Here is a 17,903-nt window from a genome sequence, read left to right on the forward strand (position 1 = left end):
GGAGATACGGTCCCATTGCGTGTCGTTCAGAACGAGCCGATCCAGAACCCCCAAGGCTTCCTCCTAAAAGAAAGCCTTGAATCACGTTCCGTCTGATTTGAGAATCCCAAGAGTCCACACAGCCTAGCGCTGCACCGGCGCGTTCGGATCCGGGAAAGGCGTACCGGCAGCGGTGGCCGGCTCGGCTGCGGGGGCTGCCGCAGCGGCGGCCGGCTTCGGCCGCTTCGGTCGCGGCTTGCGCGCCTTGGGCGGCGGAGCCGTGGGCTTCAGTTCCGCAACCACGGGGTTTGGATCGACGACGGTCGATGCCGCAGTGGTGAGGTCGCCGGGGTTGCGGACCACCGTGACCGGAACCGTGGCCGATTCATACTTCGGCAGGTTGAAGGTGACGGAGAAGCCACTGTCGGGCGCTGCCACCGAGACGGTGCAGGGCGTTTTGCAGCCCGGTCCGACCGAGGTCACCGCGTCCGCGCCCGGAGGCGTCGATTCGAGCTGAACCTGGACCGGCGCAGGCGCCGACTTGAACGAATCCCAAGAAAAAGACGAACAGCCCGCCAGGCTTGCCCCGGCGACGGCAATCGCGATGACACGACGCATGATTGATCCACCTAACTGTGGCTGAGAGCCACAATCCCCGGCCGGACCATAGGAGGGTGGGCACTGCGGCGCAACGGCGCAGGGCGAATTCGCTAAGCGATGGTTAATAAGGATGCCTGGCGTTGCAGAAAAGCAACGTTATCTCAGTAGGTTAAGAGATATTCACAGCCCTGGCGAGGCTGTCGACGGCCGCCGGCAGCTCCCGCATATGGCCGATCAGCCGATCCGGCTTCAATTCGGCAATAGGTATCTCGGTATAGCCGAATTCGACTCCGATCACCGGGATACCTGCCCGTCGGGCGACCCCGACATCCGGCCCGCCATCGCCGACCATGATTGCGGAGGATAGCTGTCCCTCCGCCCGCGCCACCGTTTGCCGGAGGATCGCGGGATCCGGTTTCGAGATTCCGAAGGTGTCCGCGCCGCAGATTGCAGCAAACCGGCCGCTCAGGCCGAGTTGATCGAGCAGGAGCTTTGACAGGAACTCGAGCTTGTTGGTGCAGACCGCAAAGCGGAACCCCTGCGCGGCGAGTTCGTCCAGGGCGTTTTCCAGGCCTTCGAACGGGCGCGATTCGTTGGCGATATGGGCGGCGTAATAGTCGATGAAATCCTTGGTCAGCCGGCTGACGTCGTCCGTGCTGATCTGGCGGCCCTCGACCTCGAGCGCGCGCTCGATCAATCTGCGTGCTCCGCCGCCGATCATGGTCCGCGCCGATTGCAGCGGCATCGGGGCCAAGCCCTCGCGGTCCAGCACGTAATTGAGCGCGCTGATCAGGTCGGGCGCGGTATCGACGAGGGTACCGTCGAGATCGAAAACGACAATGCCGGGAGAGTTCATCCTCCTTTGGCTATCGTTTCCGGCGCCGTCATGCAAGAGAAGAGGGCGGACTTCGCTGCGCATAGAGCATGATCCGGAAAAGTGGAGACCGGTTTTCCGAAAAGATCATGCTCAAACAAAAGATCCGAGGGAGGGCGTTCCATGCGTGAACTTGCCGGCAGAACAGCCTTTGTCACCGGCGGGGCCAGCGGCATCGGCCTTGCGCTTGGTCGTGCGTTCGCGGAGGCCGGCATGAAGGTGATGCTCGCCGACATCGAGGCGGACGCGCTCGAACGCGCCGTCAAAAGTCTGGCTGAGTTTGGTTCGAGCGTCAGAGGCACGCTCTGCGATGTCGCCGATCCCGCAAGCGTCGAGGACGCCGCCGGTGCCGCGTTCGATGCCTTCGGCAATGTCCACATTCTCTGCAACAATGCCGGCGTCGCCGCCGGCGGCGGCATTGACGCGATCTCGCTCGAGAGCTGGCGCTGGGTGATCGATGTCAACCTGATGGGCGTCGTGCATGGCATCGCAAGCTTCCTGCCGCACATGCGCAAGCACGGCGAGGGCGGGCACATCGTCAACACCGCCTCGATGGCGGGGATAAACGGCGGCCTCGGCTTCAGCCCATACTCGGCGACGAAGTTCGCGGTCGTCAGCATGTCCGAGGGGCTGGCCCTGCGGCTCAAGCCGCTTGGCATCGGCGTCAGCGTGCTGTGCCCGAGCTTCGTGCGGACCCGGATCGGCGAGAGCGGACGCAACCGCCCTCCGCGCTACGGTCCGACGCCTGCACTCGATCCTGAGAGCCCGGCGGCCGCCATGGTCGCGGAGATCGCGCGGCAGCTTGAGGCCGGCATCGATCCGGCCGACGTCGCCGCACGCGTCCTTGCCGCCATACGGGAGGATCGCCTCTATGTATTTACCCATCCCGGCATGCGGGCCGAGGTCGAGACTCGGTTTGGCGCGATCCTGGCCGCGATGGACGAGGTCTGAAAGTTAATCTTTCGGTAGAGGACGAAGCATTGCGTCGCCGGAAGAAAGCGTGGAAAAACAGCACGCTGGCGCCGGGTTCTGATCGAATATTAAAACTGCATTCCGCGGCCGTATAAGGCGCTATTGGCGCTGTCCCTGCGCGCAAAAGGCGGCTAGATATGCGCCGCCGGAGCGGGGATGGGGCCGCTCCCAAGCCTTGACAACTGGTCCCGCGAACAAGTTCTGGGAAATCGTCGCACGTGGACATGGACGGATTGAAACGACAGGCCGCCGCGCGCGCCCTGCAAGAGGTGCGCGACGGCATGAAGCTCGGGCTCGGCACCGGGTCGACCGCCAAGCATTTCGTCGACCTGCTTGGCGAGAAGGTGCGCGGTGGCATGAAGGTCGTGGGCGTGCCGACCTCGGAGGCGACCCGCGCGCAGGCGGAAGCCTGCGGCATTGCGCTCGCCACACTGGACGAGATCAACCATCTCGATCTCACGGTCGACGGCGCCGACGAGGTCGATCCCGCGCTCAACCTGATCAAGGGCGGCGGTGGCGCGCTGCTCCGCGAGAAGATCGTGGCGGCCGCATCCGATCGCATGGTCGTGATCGCCGATGAGAGCAAGTGGGTCGATCCGCTCGGCCGTTTCCCGCTGCCGATCGAGGTGAGCCCGTTCGGCCTCGCGGCGACCAAGGCGGCGATCGCCAAGGCCTTTGCGGAGGCCGGCGTTGCCGGCCAGATGGTGCTGCGGACGGCCAAGGATGGCCACGTTTTTGTCACCGATGGCGGCCACTGGATTGTCGACGCCCATCTGGGACGGATAGGGGATGCGCCGCGCCTGGCGGGACTGCTGAGCGTGATCCCGGGCGTTGTCGAACACGGGTTGTTCATCGGTCTCGCCGGCACGGTCGTGCTGGCGGGCGCGCAGGGAATTCGCGTTGTTGAACGGCGCTGACGCCGTAAATTCTGGGAGAATTAGAATGACGAGCTTTGTACGGATTTTGTCGGCCACAGGCCTCGGATTGGCTGTGGCCCTGACCGCCGTATCGGTGAGCGCGCAGCAGAAGGCGCCGGCTCCCGCGGCGGCGCCCGCGCTGAAGGAAGGCTCGCCGGCGGCGATCGCCGCGGCCAAGGAAATCCTCAAGATGAAGAACGCGAGCGCGATGTACGCCAACGCCGTTCCCAACATCGTGCTGCAGACCAAGGAAAGCCTGCTGCAGTCCAACCTCAACTACCAGAAGGACCTCAATGAGGTCGCCACCATCGTCGCCAAGAACCTGGCCGGCCGCGAGCAGGAGATCGGCGATGGCATGGCCAAGGTCTATGCCAACGAATTCACCGAGCAGGAACTGAAGGACCTCGTCACCTTCTACAAGTCGCCGCTGGGCCAGAAGCTGCTCGCCAGCGAGCCCCGGGCAATCCAGTTCTCGATGTCCTATATGAACCAGTGGGCGCAGCAGTTCGCCGAGACTGTGAACGCCCAGTTCCGGGCCGAGATGCGCAAGCGCGGCAAGGAGATCTAATTCTCTGAAGTAGGACATAGAGCGCCATGGCTGAATACGACGTCGATCTGTTCGTCATCGGGGGCGGTTCGGGCGGGGTTCGCGCCGCCCGTATCGCCGCCGGCCATGGTGCCAAGGTCATGGTCGCCGAAGAGTACCGGATGGGCGGTACCTGCGTGATCCGCGGCTGCGTGCCGAAAAAGCTGTTCGTGATCGGCTCGCACGTCCAGCAGGAGATCGAGGATGCCGCCGGCTTCGGCTGGACCATCCCGCAAGCCTCGTTCGACTGGCCGACGCTCGTCGCCAACAAGGACAAGGAAATTGCGCGGCTGGAGGCGGCCTATACCACCAATGTCGAAAAATCCGGCGCGCATATCGTCAAGACGCGGGCCATCTTCGAGGACGCGCACACGCTGCGTCTTGCGACCGGCGAGACGGTCAAGGCCAAGTACGTGCTGATCGCGACCGGCGGCGCGCCCAACCATGGGCCCGTGATTCCCGGTATCGAGCACGTGATCTCGTCCAACGAGGCGTTTCACTTGCCCGAGTTGCCGCGGCGCATCGTGATTCAGGGCGGCGGCTACATCGCGCTGGAATTCGCCGGCATCTTCGCCGGCTTCGGCTCGGACGTCACCGTGATCTACCGCGGCGACAACATCCTGCGCGGCTTCGACGAGGACGTCCGAGAGCATGTGCGCGCCGAGATGGAGAAGCGCGGCATCACCATCCTGACCGGCTGCACCGTTACCAAGGTCGATCGTCACGGCAAGGAATTCACCACGCATCTGTCCAACGGCTCGAGCCTCGCCTCCGAGAAGGTGATGTTCGCGATCGGCCGGCATCCGAACGTCGCCAATCTCGGCCTGGAGAAGGCGGGCGTCGCCATCAATCCGGACAATGGCGGCATCGCGGTCGATGCCTGGTCGAAAAGCTCGGTGCCGAACATCTACGCCATCGGCGACGTCACCCATCGCCACAACCTGACGCCGGTCGCGATCCGCGAGGGCCACGCCTTCGCCGACACCGTGTTCGGCAAGCGCCCGGTCCAGGTCGACCACGCCAGCATTCCGACCGCGGTGTTCTCGCAGCCGGAGGTCGGCACCGTGGGTCTGACGGAGGCCGAGGCGCGCGCGCAGTTCAGCCATGTCGACGTCTACAAGACCAGTTTCCGCCCCATCAAGGCGACGATGTCAGGCCGCGACACCCGCGTGCTGATGAAACTCGTGGTCGACGGCGTAAGCGACCGCGTGCTCGGCTGTCACATCGTCGGCGATTGCGCCGCCGAGACCATCCAGGTGCTCGCGATCGCGGTGAAGATGAAAGCGACCAAGGCCGACTTCGACGCGACCATCGCGCTACACCCCACCGCCGCCGAAGAACTCGTGACCATGCGCACGCCAAGCGCGCGGTACGTCAGGCAGGCCGCGGAGTAGCCCCCGCTCGTCATTCCGGGGCGCGCGAAGCGCGAGCCCGGAATCCGTCTTGCCATTCGCGTCCGCGGTCCGATGGATTCCGGGCCTGCGTGCTGCGCACGCATCCCGGAATGACGAGGGCGGAGGGGCAACGCTCCCGTCTCACTGCACAAGGCTGCGCACCGCCCACAGCCCTGCGAACACGGTGCGCAGCGGGGGCGATCCGGCCATGACGCCGGAAACTTGAATGCCCATGCAACGCATTTTGCTTCCGCGGCGGCGCCTCCGCGCCAGCGAGCGCTCAAAAGAACCTTTCCGGAGTTCGGCGATTAGGCGAACGAGGAAGCCCCTCAAAACCTGCGGAGAGTTCCATGCAAGTCCAGGAAATGATCAGCCGGCACCCACGGGCCCATGGCCAGGGCGATGGCCTGCTCGTCCGCTGCATCGAGGAATGCTATTCCTGCGCCCAGATCTGCACGTCTTGCGCCGACGCCTGCCTCGCCGAGGACATGGTCAAGTCGCTGACGCAATGCATCCGCCTCAATCTCGACTGCGCAGACGTCTGCAATATCACCGGCAGGATGGCCACCCGTCAGACCGGCTGGGACGACGAAATGATCCGCCGCATGCTGCACACTTGCGCCGCTGCCTGCCGGCTCTGCGCCGACGAATGCCAGAAGCACGCAGGCGAGCACGAGCATTGCCGCATCTGCGCCGACGCCTGCCGCCGCTGCATGCAGGCCTGTGACGAGGCCGGACGCAGCATGGCGCATTGACGGAACTGACCCGACAGCCATCTGTCGACGCGGCTATTCCGCGCCTTGCCGCCGGAACGAAGCGGCCGCTCTTGGCTTATGAGAACAGGAGTTTTGGTTTCGAGCAGAGCGGCGAGGAGCACATGCTCGCCCTGTCCATCATATGGAGCTGTCCAAACTGTCATCTGCCGCTGACGCACGTGGAGACAGTTTGGGACATGGAGAAAAGAGAGCGTATTCGGATATTCGAGTGTGGTCGCTGCACCGAATTGATCTGGGAGGATTCGTCGTGCGCGGTGGCCGCTTCACGCGCGAAGCGCTCGACTGTCCGTCAGCCTCACCACGTTACGCGAAAGGCCACCTTGCGCCCATAGCGGGGAGAAATCTCACCTGCCAGGAGCATCGGCGGCGCTGCGGGGCTCCCGCCGGCCGCCATCCGAGGGCCTGTCCGTATCCGGCTAACCGGGGCGGTCGAGTATCTCGCGGACGCGCAAAGCAAGCTTTGCTTGCGATACGGGCTTTTCCAGGAGATCGACCCCTTGATCCAGCCGGCCTTGGTGCACAATGGCGTTGCGCGAATAGCCGGTCATATAAAGGATTTTGAGTTCCGGCCGGATTTGGATCGCTCGTTTGCCCAGTTCCCTGCCGTTCATGCCGGGCATCACCACGTCCGTCAGCATGAGATTGATGTGCGGCTGATCCTGCAGCAGCAGCGTGAGCGCCGCTTGCGCGCTTGGAGCGGTGAGCACGCGATAGTTCAGGTCGCGCAGCAGCTCACCTACATAGGCGCGGAGATCTTCGTCGTCCTCAACAACAAGGATTGTCTCAACCTTGTCGCCTTCGGCGAAAGGCTCGCTGATCTCTTCCGCTTCCATGACCGCGCCATGGTGGCGCGGGAAATACATCTTGATGGTCGTTCCCTGTCCCACCTCGCTGTAGATCTTGACGTGTCCGCCCGACTGCTTGACGAACCCGTAGACCTGGCTGAGACCGAGGCCCGTGCCGTGGCCGGCTTCCTTTGTCGTGAAGAAGGGCTCGAAGGCATGATGCAGCACGTCCTGGTTCATGCCCACGCCGTTGTCGGTGACGCATACGACCACATACTGGCCCGGCGTCAGCTCGGGATTGCGTGAGCAATATTCCTCGTCGGCGGCGACGTTCACCGCTTCGATCGTGAGCTTGCCGCCCTCCGGCATGGCATCGCGCGCGTTGATCGCGAGGTTGACGAGCGCCGATTCCAGGTGGTTGGGATCGACCTCCACCTGCCAGAGGCCGGCGCTGCCGACGGTCTGCACTTCGATCCGCTCACCAAGGGTCCGCTGCAGGAAGTCCTGCAGGCCGGCCAGGAAGTTGTTGGGGTTGATCGACCTGGGGTCAAGCGCCTGGCGGCGCGAGAAAGCGAGCAGCCTGCTGGTCAGCGCGGCCGCACGTTGGGCGCCGCGCTTGGCGTGAGCGAGCGCGCGTTGGATGCTGCTGTTGGCCGGAACCTGCTTGAGATGGCGTTCGGCGGTTTCGAGATTGCCGATCACGATCATCAAGAGGTTGTTGAAATCGTGCGCGATGCCGCCGCTGAGCTGTCCGACCGCTTCGAGCTTCTGCGAGGCGACCAGCTGGTTTTGAATTTCCGCCAGCTTATCCTGGGCCTCCTTGCGCTCGCTGATGTCCCGCGTGACCTTGGCAAATCCGATCAATTCGCCGTTCTCGTCGGTGATCCTGTCGATCACCACGGAGGCCCAGAACTTCGAGCCATCCTTGCGGATTCGCCAGCCCTCGGCCTCGAACCGGCCTTGGCGCGCGGCCTGCTCCAGCGCCTTTTTCGGAATCTCGAGGGCGCGATCCTCTTCGCTGTAGAAGCGTGAGAAATGCTGGCCGATGATCTCGTCCGGCTCGTAGCCCTTGATCCGCTGCGCACCGGGGTTCCAGGTAACAATGTTGCCGGCAGCATCGAGCTGGAAGATCGCATAATCGACGACCGCTTCGATCAACTGCCGATAGCGCTGCTCGCTCTCCAGAAACCTCTGGTGGGCGTCCTGCCGCTCGGTGATGTCGCGGGTCAGCTTGGCGAAGCCAAGCAGCCTTCCTTGTTCATCCTTGATGGCATCGAGCACGACCATTGCCCAGAACCGGCTGCCGTCCTTGCGCACCCGCCAGCCTTCGGCGGTGAACCGTCCTTTCTCGCGGGCAGTGGCGAGCGCCCGTTCTGGCAGCCCAGCGTCGCGATCCTCGGGTGGGTAGAACATCGAGAACGATTTTCCGATGATTTCATCGGCGCGGTAGCCCTTCAGGCGCGCGGCGCCGGAATTCCAGCTCGCGATCGTGCCATCCGGCTCGACCATGTAGATGGCGTAGTCGACAATGGCGTCGATGAGGAGTTGAAGGCGTTCAGCGTCCGCTATCTGGTTTACGGGGTGTTCCATGCTTGGGAAGGCTGCTCGCGTGTCGAGGCATTGGGGCCGTGCAGGTTCTGCGCTGCACGATTGGCGGTGTTGCTGACAATAATAGCAGTAGCTCTAGCTAGTTCCGCTATCGGCCAAACGGCTTACCGTGACCGATAGGCAGTGATGATCGACCGGTCCGGCACACCCCTAACGACGGCCGCATAGACATAGGTTGTGGCGCGAGTCGGCGGCGGCTGTGAGCATGACGTGCCGGACTATTGACACCCCTTGTGAGTCCGGCAGGCCTCCGGTCCCCAGCTCATTCGGAGCTGGGGATTTTTATTCCTGCAGCCGCGGGCTGCGATGGATCGTTGCGGCCGCAGCCTTTTCCAGTTTGTTTGGAAATCCGGCTTGCGTTGGCGCGGATGGAAAGCGAGGAAATCTGGTTCCGGAATTAACCTGAATCCGCAGCATCAAGCTTAATTCCGGTATTGTGCTGCGGTCGGGAAATCTTGGCACTAGGTTGCGGTATGCCAAACCGCAACCGCCGCAATGAGCCGCCATCAGCGCCCTGGATCAGAAACGATCTGCGCGCCCAGTACGAAGAGCTTCTTCGCCTGCGAGCCAAGTTGAAGCGCTTGCTCGCGAAGAAGAAGCGCGGTCAATCGAAGCGACGGTCCAGCCACCATTAAAGCGAAGGACGAGCTATGATGTGCTCTTGCACATCAGAGAATCCATTAGGCCACAAGCGTGAACGGCGAAATGGACTCAATGCCGGACTTGGGCAAAATGCGATCTCACTCTCGTGGAATTTGTGCACCCGGCGCGGCGTGACTGTGAGGCCTCCTTTCCGGCGGCGACATAATGCGATCGATTCTACGGCACATAGCCTTGTAGCAATCGCATGCCGCTGCTTCGAGCCGCGGTCTGTCAATCTCAATCAGACCCCGCCGATTGGACCGGATGGCGCGCGACACCCGAAGCTTGTGCACGACCTGCGTCACGGTCGTTCGCCGCACGCCGAGCAACGTCGAAAGTTCCTCCTGCGTCACCGGCAGGATGTCACCATGAATTCTATCGTGGATGTGGAGCAGCCACCGCGCCAAGCGGGCGTCGACCGAGTGCAGCGCATTGCAGGCGCCCACGTACTGGAATTGCGTCATCAGGACCCCGGTGTGGGCCCAAACCAAATCCCTGATCGCGCCACTGTGGCTGAAGGCCGCATGAAATCTTGCAGGAGAAATCTGCAACGATGTCCCAGCGACGAGCACGATCGCGGTCGCCTCAGAGCGGGTGGGGCCCAGCGCCGACAACAGCCCCGCGGCTGCCTCATTCCCGATGACAGCGGTTGCCACCGTTTGTCCGTTGGGCATGTCCAGCATGAACGAAATCGTCGCGCTGCATGGGAAATAGATCTGCTCAATTCGCTCCGTTGATCGTATCAGAACCTCGTCGCGTTCAAGCGATACGTTTCGGAGGTAGGGAGCGAGCAAATTAAAATCTGCCGGCGGCAGTGCAGCTAACAGTCGATTACCAACCCTGGTAGGGTGCTCCATCACGGGAAAGCTCCTTCCCTCGACGGACGTGCGGCTCTCTGCAGAGAATTTCGGGGGCCAGGCTGCGGTGCCGCGCCTGATGGTCTTTCATTTCGCTAAGGTGTCCTGCTTGAAACGCAGTGGTGGTAGCTTGGCAGCCTCTTCGCGAAGCGCCTTAGCGTCCGCAGCCGGCGGGAGCACAACCGATCTCTCGGTTACCGACGCCCGCGAATAATCGCCACCAGCAACGCTAAAATTATGCGCCTAAATCCAAAATCGCGCTAGCCCTCCACGATGAACGATTTCGTAAGAACCTCGGGGCGTTTTGATCTGGATCAAGCTCGGCGGATGGGGCGGTGAACTCGTGGAAGGCTTTGATCTAAGTCAAACGAAATGCAGGCTCGCAACGAAAACTGTTGATGGTGCTGGTCCCCCTTTGGCGCGGGCATCTCTGCTGGAGCTATCGGATCGACGGCACTCCACAATCGGGAGGATGCCCATGGCTCGTTACGGTCTCATCGGCTTCGCGGCAGCCATTCTTGTCGCTGCCAGTTTGGTTCCAGATGACGCTTTTGCCCGCCGTGGTGGAGGTGGAGGGCTCCGTGCCGGTGGATTTCATGGCGGCGGCATGCGCGGCGCTCAGTTCCGGGGCGGGGCTGTTCATGCCGGGCGCGTCGGCGGATACGGGGTCGCCGGACGTGGATACGGGTATCGGCCAATAGCGGGGCGGCCGGTTGCCCGAGGGGTTTATGGCAATGCGGCTTATCGTGGGGCGTGGACAGGAGCGGCCTATGGTCTGGGTGCGGCAGCGGTCGGAGCCGCCGCAGCCGGGGCCTACGGCTACTACGGCAGCGGCTACAACAACTGCTCCTATGACACCTACGGCAATTGGGTCTGCCCGGGTCAGTATCCCTATGGATATCGGTAGTGACGACATTGATCGATTTGCGGACGGCAGCGCGCCAAGGCGGTTGCCGCCCGCTTTCAGATTTGTCGCCGCTTCCAGCGTCGCGTGCGCGGTGAGACGAATTATGCAAGCGATTCCAACAGGATTTGCCTCGTCCAGCCCTCGCACGAAAAATAAACCGCTTAACCCGTCGGGCAAATCAGTGATTTAACTCGGCGCGTCTCACGGCGGATGAGGGGCGGCTCGCGATCGTCACGAACGTTGTAGTGAGATGCGGTGGACGAGATGGGTGTGACTGACGAGCACGCGCATCACGGACGGTGAAGTCGTGTGGTCCTGGCGCCCCGACGCTGGCGCTAAGTTCGCAGAGATGATCTGTGAGTGATGGTGGCAAGAAAGCCCGGTCACCAAGGAGAGCACGAAGTAAGCCGTAAACCATCGCGCAGGGAAAGCCGGAATGCTTCGGTTGAACCTGTGGTCCTACCCCCGTACTTTTTGTTGCACGGGACCCATGGGTGCAACCGGCACCCGGCTTTCCCTGCGCCCTCTGTTCGATGAGAGGGTGAAACGAGACGCAAAGCTCGGGCACTTCATGCCGCGAGAGCGCGAACGCACATCCTCACGCTGTTTGAAAGTTGAATCAGAGCCCATCCCCGTCGTTGCGAGCGCAGCGAAGCAATCCATCGCGCCACTTGCGGAGAAAATGGATTGCTTCGCTGCGCTCCACCCATCCTACGGCCTGACCTCACTCGCTTGCCTCGAGCCATTCCGCGGCACCGCGCCAGAGCGTGTCGCGGTGCTCGGGACGGAAGAAACCGAAATGGCCGATCTTCGCAACGCCGGCATCATCAGGCGTGATCGCGATGATCTCCGGTTTGGCGGCGCCAAATCCCGAGCACAGCAATTCGACCGCGGGCCGCGTCGCCCAGGGATCGTCGCTGATGCAGAGCGCGCGCAGGGGGCCCTCGAACTTTGCGAAATTCGACACCGCGGTGAGCGCGGCATCATCGAACAGATAGCGCGGGCTGTTCACCCAATTCGTCCATTGCTCGAACACCCCCTTTGGCAAATCCATGCCGAGCCCCGCCCAGCCCGGTGTGTAGCCGAGCATGCGGGTCAACGGCAGGAGGACGTAGTTCATGGCGGCAAAGACCCGATAGCGTTCGGGCGAGGCCATCAATCGCCAGGTCGCGGCCTGCGAGGCGACCAGGAGCGCGCGCGACACCTCGATGTTGTTCGGGATCAGTCCCAGCGCCTGGCCACCGAAGGAATGGCCGATATAAGCGAGCGGCAGCGCCCGGTTGCGCTCGCGCATCCATCTCACGGCGGCGGTGACGTCGAGTGCGGCCCAGTCCGACATCGAAGCCTTGAAGCCGACCAGCGATTTCGGCTGCTTGTCTCCGCTCACGGACTTCGGCCCGGAATCGCCGGTGCCGCGATAATCGTAGGTGAGGACGACGGAGCCGCGCTTGGCGAGATAGGCGGCAAAGCCCTTGTAGACCTTGCGCGGCACGGCGGTCGCCGAATTGATCAGGACCGCTTGCCGCTTGGCGCCGCGGGGCAGGAACAGCGTCGCTCCGAGAGGGTAGCCGTCGATGGCGGGTACAATGATGTCGTCGGCGAAGACGTCGTCGAGCGCAGCCTCAGCCACTTACGGATTTTCCTTAAGCGTTGACGTTTTGCTCTAACAAATGCGAATTCGACTGTTGTTGCAAGAGCTTGAGCGGACAGATGGAATTCCGGCTGGCGGTCCTTCGACAGCCTGTATATATAGCTTCGCTTTCCCGGATAAGTAGCGGTTTTTGCTCAGGAGTTAACGCCCATGTCCGAGCGCTGGACACCCGACAGTTGGCGCGCCAAGACGGTCTTGCAGATGCCGGACTATCCGGATGCCAAGGTACTGGCCGACGTGGAGGCGCAGCTTGCGACCTTTCCGCCGCTGGTGTTCGCGGGCGAAGCCCGCAACCTGAAGAAGGCGCTGGCGCGTGTCGCTGCCGGCGAGGCTTTCCTCTTGCAGGGCGGCGACTGCGCGGAGAGTTTTGCCGAGCACGGCGCCAACAACATCCGCGACTTCTTCCGTGTGCTGCTGCAGATGGCGGTAGTCCTGACCTATGCCGGCGCGCTGCCAGTGGTGAAGGTTGGCCGCATCGCCGGACAATTCGCCAAGCCGCGCTCCTCGCCGACCGAGAAGGCAGGCGACGTCGAACTGCCGAGCTATCGCGGCGACATCATCAACGACATTGCCTTCACGAAGGAGGCGCGCACGCCCGACCCGCAGCGCCAGTTGATGGCCTATCGGCAGTCGGCGGCGACCCTCAATTTGCTGCGGGCGTTCGCCACCGGCGGCTTCGCCAATCTTGGGAGCGTGCACCAGTGGATGCTCGGCTTCCTGAAGGACTCGCCGCAGTCACGCCGCTACAAGGAACTCGCCGACCGCATCTCGGAAGCGCTGAACTTCATGCGTGCCTGCGGCCTAGACCTCGAGAGCCATCCGGAACTGCGATCGACCGATTTCTATACCAGCCACGAGGCCCTGCTGCTCGGCTATGAGCAGGCGCTGACGCGGGTCGATTCCACGACCGGCGACTGGTACGCGACCTCGGGCCACATGATCTGGATCGGCGACCGCACCCGCCAGCTCGAGAACGGCCATGTCGAATATTTCCGCGGCATCAAGAATCCGATCGGCCTGAAATGCGGCCCGTCGCTGAAGGCCGATGAGTTGTTGAAGCTGATCGACGTGCTGAACCCTGACAACGAGCCCGGCCGGCTGACGTTGATCGCCCGCTTCGGCGCCGACAAGGTTGCCGAGCATCTGCCGGCGCTGATCCGGGCGGTGCAGCGGGAAGGGCGCACGGTGGTGTGGTCCTGCGATCCCATGCACGGCAACACCATCACCTCGACATCAGGCTACAAGACCCGTCCGTTCGACCGGGTGCTGTCGGAAGTGAAGTCGTTCTTCGCCATCCACCAGGCCGAAGGCACCTACGCCGGCGGCGTTCACCTGGAGATGACCGGGCAGGATGTCACCGAATGCATCGGCGGCGCGCGCGCGATCACGGACGAGGATCTCAACGACCGCTACCACACGGTCTGCGATCCCCGTCTCAACGCCGAACAGTCGATCGATATGGCCTTCCTGATCGCAGAGCTCCTGAAACAGGAGCGGGCGAGCAAGGTCAAACCGATGCCGGCAGTAGCGGGGCTCTAACACTTGCTGCGGTTCTGGCGGGCCACCATCAATTCGTGGAACGGCCTTGGCTTTGCGATCCGTTCCGAGCAGGCGGTTCGCGAGGAGGTGGTGGCGCTGTTGTTGTCGGTGCCGGCGGCGTGGCTGATCGGCGCCACCGTGATGCGCTCCGTCGAGCTCGTTGCATCGGTGGTGCTGGTGCTCGTGATCGAGCTGGTCAACACCGCGATCGAGAAGCTCGCCGACCGTCTGACCACGGACCATGATCCGCAGATCGGTCGGGTCAAGGACATGGGCTCGGCCGCGGTCGGCGTGACGCTGGTGATGGCCGGGCTGTTCTGGCTGTTCGCCCTCGCCGAGCGCATGGGCATGATCTAACGCAGACGATTGCAGTTTACAGGGGTGCAAGGCACCATTGATCCCATGAGCGAACCTGAGTTCATTGTTACACTCGCGCAACTCAATCCGACTGTCGGCGACGTCGCCGGCAACGCCGCGAAGGCGAGCGCCGCGCGGCAGACGGCGAAGGCCGCCGGCGCCGATCTCATGGTGCTGTCGGAGCTGTTCATCGCCGGCTATCCGCCGGAGGACCTGATCCTGAAGCCGGCGTTCCAGGCCGCCTGCCGTGCCGCAGTCGAGGAACTGGCGCGCGAGACGGCTGATGGCGGTCCGGCGGTCCTGATCGGGACGCCCTGGGTCGAGGACGGCAAGCTCTATAACGCCTGCGCGCTGCTCGACGGCGGCCGCATCGCAGCGCTGCGCTTCAAGGCCAACTTGCCGAACTACGGCGTGTTCGACGAGAAGCGGCTATTCGCACGCGGACCGGCGCCGGGGCCGGTCACCGTGAAGGGTGTCCGGGTCGGCGTGCCCATTTGCGAGGACATCTGGCTCGAAGAGTCCGAGGATTATGAGAACGTCGTCGAATGTCTCGCCGAGACCGGCGCGGAGATTCTGGTCGTGCCGAACGGCTCGCCCTATGCGCGCGACAAGAACGATCTCCGGCTTTCGATCGCGGTCGCCCGCGTCACCGAAAGCGGCTTGCCCTTGATCTATCTGAACGAGGTGGGCGGGCAGGACGAATTGGTGTTCGACGGCGCCTCGTTCGCGCTCAACGCTGATCTGTCGGTGGCGGCGCAGCTTCCGGCCTTCGAGGAGAGCATCACGACGCTGCGCTGGACCAGGAGCGAGGCGGGCTGGCGCTGCAACGGACCGATCATGCCACTGCTCGAGGGCGACAAGGCGGACTATGCGGCCTGCGTGCTCGGTTTGCGCGACTATGTCCGCAAGAACGGCTTTCCGGGGGTGCTACTCGGCGTCTCCGGCGGCATCGATTCGGCGCTCTGCGCGGCGATTGCGGTGGACGCGCTCGGTACTGAGCAGGTCCTCGGCGTGATGCTGCCGTTCCGCTACACCGCGCAGGTGTCGCTGGATGATGCGGCAAGCCTGACCAGGATGCTCGGCATCCGCTACGAGGTGCTGCCGATCGCGGACGCCGTGAGCGGGTTCGAGAAGATCCTTGCCGAGCCGTTCAAGGGCCTGCCGCGCGACATCACCGAGGAGAATTTGCAGGCGCGGACCCGCGGCACCTTGTTGATGGCGCTCTCCAACAAAACCGGCGCGATGGTGGTGACTACCGGCAACAAGTCGGAGATGTCGGTCGGCTATGCCACGCTCTACGGCGACATGAATGGCGGCTTCAACCCGATCAAGGACATCTACAAGACCGAGGTGTTCCGGCTTTCCGCCCTGCGCAACACCTGGAAGCCGGACGGCGCGCTCGGCCCGTCGGGCGAGGTGATCCCGCCCTCGATCATCACGCGGCCGCCGACGGCCGAACTGCGCGAGAACCAGACCGATCAGGACTCGCTGCCGCCTTACGACGTGCTCGATGCGATCCTGGAACGCCTGGTCGAGCGCGAGGAGCCGCTCGCGTCGATCGTCGCCGCAGGCTTCGATCGCGAACTGGTCGCGCGTATCGACCGGCTGCTTTCCATCGCCGAATACAAGCGCCGGCAGGCCGCGCCCGGCGTCAAGGTCACACCAAAGAATTTCGGCCGCGACCGCCGCTATCCCATCACCAACCGCTTCCGCGATCGCGGCGAGGCGTTGCCGCAGCCGGACGAGAAGCTCGTGACGCGCGGTACCCGCGCTTCGGTGGAGGCGTTCGAGGGCTGATTATTGTTGTTTCTTCGGGAGGAAAGTCGGGCCAACGGTGCGGATCGGCCGATCTCCCGGCGGGGTCTGGTCGACCGGCGCCGCCGGTGCGTCGGGCGCCGGGCTGGCATTCGCTGATGTCGCGCCCTTCTTCCCGGCCGGGGCTTGCTTGGTGGACTGCTGTTGCGCGCGTTGCTGCATCTTCCGCGCGCTCTCCTCGGTGACGATGATGTCGCCCTGCTGCTCGACGGCGGCCTTGTCGTCGACCGATTTCAGCGCCTCCGCCCAGGTCTGCCCTGCCGGCTTGCAGGAGCAGGACGGGTTGAACTCGGTGCGGAACTTGAACGCGTTCGGCAGCGACGTATAGGGCTGGCCATTGACCGAGACCGCCTGGTTGATGTCCTCGCCGGGATTGCGATAGGCGAACAGGGTTGCTTCCGCCGCCGGGCACTGCGCCTTGCAGGTCTTCTCGTCGTCGGCGAAGCGTCCCTGCACCGTCGCAAACGAGATCGGGAAATAGGCGCCGTCACAGCTTCGCACGCAGACCGTACGGTAGGTGCCGGATTGCGGGGCGAGGTCGCTGGTCGGCGGCGCAATGGTCACGTTATCATCGTTACGATTGCCAAAGAGATTGTCGAGGAAATTGCCAGGCCCCCGCACGGCATTGGCATATTGCGGGCCGCAATTGTTCTGCGCGAGCGCAGTCAACACCGAGCGGCGCTGGTTCTCGCGGTCGCCGCCGCCGAGCCCGCCGCTGCGCATCCGCTCCAGGGTCATCATGATTTGATCGAGATTGCTGCGCATCTGCTGGATCTGGGTGTTGATCGGACCGCATTGCGCCGGGCCGTTGTTGAACAGCGAGAAGAAGCCGGAGCCATCGCAGCCCATGCGCCGCCCCTGCGCGATCACACGGTCGAGCTCTGCCTGCTGTCTCGAGGCGGCTTCCTGGTAGCGGCGGATCTGCTCGTCCCTGATCGAATCGCCGCTGCCGCCTCCGCGGTCGATGCTCGCAAGCTGACCCTCGAGCCGGATGCAGATCGGATTGGACGGCGCGCCCGGCGGCGCGTCCTGAGACATCTGCGCGTAAGCATCGTCAGGCGTCTGCGCCAAGGCATCAGTGGCCGGCAGGGCAGTGCCGACCAGAAGGGCGCACATCAAAATCCAGCGGGAGAAGCAAGAGTTCAGGCGATTGGGCATGTCCAGTCACAGAATGACGCCGCGCGGCGGGCGAGCCCGAAGGCGCGGCCAAGGCCGCCTGCAATAGCCGTTTCTCGGGGCAGCGTCACGTCGTTTCCGGGGCCCCGATGTGGCAAAACCCCGTGAGAATACCGGCCATTGGTGCCCCTTGGCCGGATCAGCGCTGGCAGGTGATGGCGATATATTCGCCGCAGGCGGCGCCGCTGCAGTTTCCCGCGGCCTTCGGAACGGCGCCGGTAATTTCGTCAGGATCGACGCGGCGATAGGCGGTGGCCTGGGGCAAAATCTCGTGACTGGCAATAGGAGCGGGCGGCGTGCGCCCCGCACTTGTCGCCCCGCGCGAGGCATTCGTCGACACCATAGCCGTCATCATGGTTGGCGATGATGAAGACGCGGCTGTCGGCCAGTGCGGCGGAGGTGGCTAAAATGAATGTGCAGGCAAGGAATGCCGATCGAAATCGCATGGAGCACCGAGTGGGGAAGGGA

General features: G+C 63.5%; 15 protein-coding genes and 1 pseudogene. 9 read left to right on the top strand and 7 right to left on the bottom strand.

Annotated elements, in window-relative coordinates; genetic code table 11:
* Positions 1-123: 123 nt before the first annotated feature.
* Both ACZIRK_RS24480 and gph read right to left on the bottom strand, forming a co-directional pair.
* Positions 124-597 (bottom strand): hypothetical protein, encoded by a 474-nt coding sequence (locus ACZIRK_RS24480; protein ID WP_130228071.1) that lies wholly within the window; start codon positions 595-597, stop codon positions 124-126.
* Positions 598-748: 151 nt separating this feature from the next.
* Positions 749-1,435: a phosphoglycolate phosphatase gene (gene gph, locus ACZIRK_RS24485; protein WP_130228070.1), complete on the bottom strand. Its 687-nt coding sequence runs from the start codon at positions 1,433-1,435 to the stop codon at positions 749-751.
* Positions 1,436-1,576: 141 nt separating this feature from the next.
* Here gph and ACZIRK_RS24490 point away from each other — a divergent pair, with 141 nt between their 5' ends.
* The 5 genes from ACZIRK_RS24490 (at position 1,577) to ACZIRK_RS24510 (ending at position 6,077) form a co-directional block, all read left to right on the top strand.
* Positions 1,577-2,404 (top strand): SDR family NAD(P)-dependent oxidoreductase, encoded by an 828-nt coding sequence (locus ACZIRK_RS24490; RefSeq protein ID WP_130228069.1) that lies wholly within the window; start codon positions 1,577-1,579, stop codon positions 2,402-2,404.
* A gap of 245 nt (positions 2,405-2,649) precedes the next feature.
* Positions 2,650-3,342 (top strand): ribose-5-phosphate isomerase RpiA, encoded by a 693-nt coding sequence (gene rpiA / locus ACZIRK_RS24495; RefSeq protein ID WP_130228082.1) that lies wholly within the window; start codon positions 2,650-2,652, stop codon positions 3,340-3,342.
* Between the two features lie 25 nt (positions 3,343-3,367).
* Entirely contained in the window at positions 3,368-3,910 is a 543-nt protein-coding gene (locus tag ACZIRK_RS24500; protein WP_130228068.1) for a DUF2059 domain-containing protein, read from the top strand.
* A 26-nt stretch (positions 3,911-3,936) separates the two neighbouring features.
* Complete coding sequence (gene gor, locus ACZIRK_RS24505) at positions 3,937-5,322, top strand: glutathione-disulfide reductase (RefSeq protein ID WP_130228067.1); 1,386 nt, start codon at positions 3,937-3,939, stop codon at positions 5,320-5,322.
* 350 nt (positions 5,323-5,672) lie between these two features.
* Entirely contained in the window at positions 5,673-6,077 is a 405-nt protein-coding gene (locus ACZIRK_RS24510) for a four-helix bundle copper-binding protein (RefSeq protein WP_028166525.1), read from the top strand.
* A gap of 437 nt (positions 6,078-6,514) precedes the next feature.
* Here ACZIRK_RS24510 and ACZIRK_RS24515 read toward each other — a convergent pair whose 3' ends face one another.
* A complete protein-coding gene (locus ACZIRK_RS24515; RefSeq protein ID WP_130228066.1) occupies positions 6,515-8,473 on the bottom strand; it encodes a hybrid sensor histidine kinase/response regulator in 1,959 nt (652 codons plus the stop codon).
* Positions 8,474-9,231: 758 nt separating this feature from the next.
* Positions 9,232-9,990 carry a Crp/Fnr family transcriptional regulator gene (locus tag ACZIRK_RS24520; protein ID WP_165435392.1) on the bottom strand — a complete coding sequence of 253 codons (759 nt, stop codon included), beginning with the start codon at positions 9,988-9,990 and terminating at the stop codon, positions 9,232-9,234.
* Positions 9,991-10,468: 478 nt separating this feature from the next.
* Between ACZIRK_RS24520 and ACZIRK_RS24525 the strand changes: the two genes are divergently transcribed.
* Complete coding sequence (locus ACZIRK_RS24525; protein WP_130228064.1) at positions 10,469-10,897, top strand: hypothetical protein; 429 nt, start codon at positions 10,469-10,471, stop codon at positions 10,895-10,897.
* Positions 10,898-11,621: 724 nt separating this feature from the next.
* Here the strand turns inward: ACZIRK_RS24525 and ACZIRK_RS24530 are convergent.
* On the bottom strand, positions 11,622-12,527 hold the full coding sequence (locus tag ACZIRK_RS24530; RefSeq protein ID WP_130226355.1) for an alpha/beta hydrolase family protein: 906 nt from the start codon (positions 12,525-12,527) through the stop codon (positions 11,622-11,624).
* A gap of 171 nt (positions 12,528-12,698) precedes the next feature.
* On the opposite strand from ACZIRK_RS24530, the gene ACZIRK_RS24535 reads away from it, so the two are divergent.
* From ACZIRK_RS24535 to ACZIRK_RS24545, 3 genes are read left to right on the top strand one after another with little or no spacing between them, the layout of a single operon-like run.
* Complete coding sequence (locus ACZIRK_RS24535) at positions 12,699-14,087, top strand: class II 3-deoxy-7-phosphoheptulonate synthase (protein WP_130226354.1); 1,389 nt, start codon at positions 12,699-12,701, stop codon at positions 14,085-14,087.
* Between the two features lie 3 nt (positions 14,088-14,090).
* The gene (locus tag ACZIRK_RS24540) at positions 14,091-14,444 is read left to right on the top strand and encodes a diacylglycerol kinase (RefSeq protein ID WP_463328238.1); all 354 of its coding nucleotides are present in this window, start codon (positions 14,091-14,093) and stop codon (positions 14,442-14,444) included.
* Positions 14,445-14,489: 45 nt separating this feature from the next.
* Positions 14,490-16,241, top strand: a complete 1,752-nt coding sequence (locus ACZIRK_RS24545; protein ID WP_463328239.1) for an NAD+ synthase — start codon at positions 14,490-14,492, stop codon at positions 16,239-16,241.
* Here the strand turns inward: ACZIRK_RS24545 and ACZIRK_RS24550 are convergent, their stop codons facing one another.
* Positions 16,242-17,375, bottom strand: a complete 1,134-nt coding sequence (locus tag ACZIRK_RS24550) for a DUF2865 domain-containing protein (protein WP_463328240.1) — start codon at positions 17,373-17,375, stop codon at positions 16,242-16,244. It lies immediately after the preceding gene.
* A gap of 199 nt (positions 17,376-17,574) precedes the next feature.
* A pseudogene (locus ACZIRK_RS24555) lies at positions 17,575-17,881 on the bottom strand (hypothetical protein).
* Positions 17,882-17,903 lie beyond the last annotated feature (22 nt).

This window comes from Bradyrhizobium sp. Leo114 (genome assembly GCF_055229415.2).

What these genes read in the sequence shown, in the direction of transcription:
- ACZIRK_RS24480 (WP_130228071.1), bottom strand. Translation starts at nt 597, where the DNA reads ATGCGTCGTGTCATCGCGATTGCCGTCGCCGGGGCAAGCCTGGCGGGC.
- gph (WP_130228070.1), bottom strand. Translation starts at nt 1,435, where the DNA reads ATGAACTCTCCCGGCATTGTCGTTTTCGATCTCGACGGTACCCTCGTC.
- ACZIRK_RS24490 (WP_130228069.1), top strand. Translation starts at nt 1,577, where the DNA reads ATGCGTGAACTTGCCGGCAGAACAGCCTTTGTCACCGGCGGGGCCAGC.
- rpiA (WP_130228082.1), top strand. Translation starts at nt 2,650, where the DNA reads ATGGACGGATTGAAACGACAGGCCGCCGCGCGCGCCCTGCAAGAGGTG.
- ACZIRK_RS24500 (WP_130228068.1), top strand. Translation starts at nt 3,368, where the DNA reads ATGACGAGCTTTGTACGGATTTTGTCGGCCACAGGCCTCGGATTGGCT.
- gor (WP_130228067.1), top strand. Translation starts at nt 3,937, where the DNA reads ATGGCTGAATACGACGTCGATCTGTTCGTCATCGGGGGCGGTTCGGGC.
- ACZIRK_RS24510 (WP_028166525.1), top strand. Translation starts at nt 5,673, where the DNA reads ATGCAAGTCCAGGAAATGATCAGCCGGCACCCACGGGCCCATGGCCAG.
- ACZIRK_RS24515 (WP_130228066.1), bottom strand. Translation starts at nt 8,473, where the DNA reads ATGGAACACCCCGTAAACCAGATAGCGGACGCTGAACGCCTTCAACTC.
- ACZIRK_RS24520 (WP_165435392.1), bottom strand. Translation starts at nt 9,990, where the DNA reads ATGGAGCACCCTACCAGGGTTGGTAATCGACTGTTAGCTGCACTGCCG.
- ACZIRK_RS24525 (WP_130228064.1), top strand. Translation starts at nt 10,469, where the DNA reads ATGGCTCGTTACGGTCTCATCGGCTTCGCGGCAGCCATTCTTGTCGCT.
- ACZIRK_RS24535 (WP_130226354.1), top strand. Translation starts at nt 12,699, where the DNA reads ATGTCCGAGCGCTGGACACCCGACAGTTGGCGCGCCAAGACGGTCTTG.
- ACZIRK_RS24545 (WP_463328239.1), top strand. Translation starts at nt 14,490, where the DNA reads ATGAGCGAACCTGAGTTCATTGTTACACTCGCGCAACTCAATCCGACT.
- ACZIRK_RS24550 (WP_463328240.1), bottom strand. Translation starts at nt 17,375, where the DNA reads ATGTGCGCCCTTCTGGTCGGCACTGCCCTGCCGGCCACTGATGCCTTG.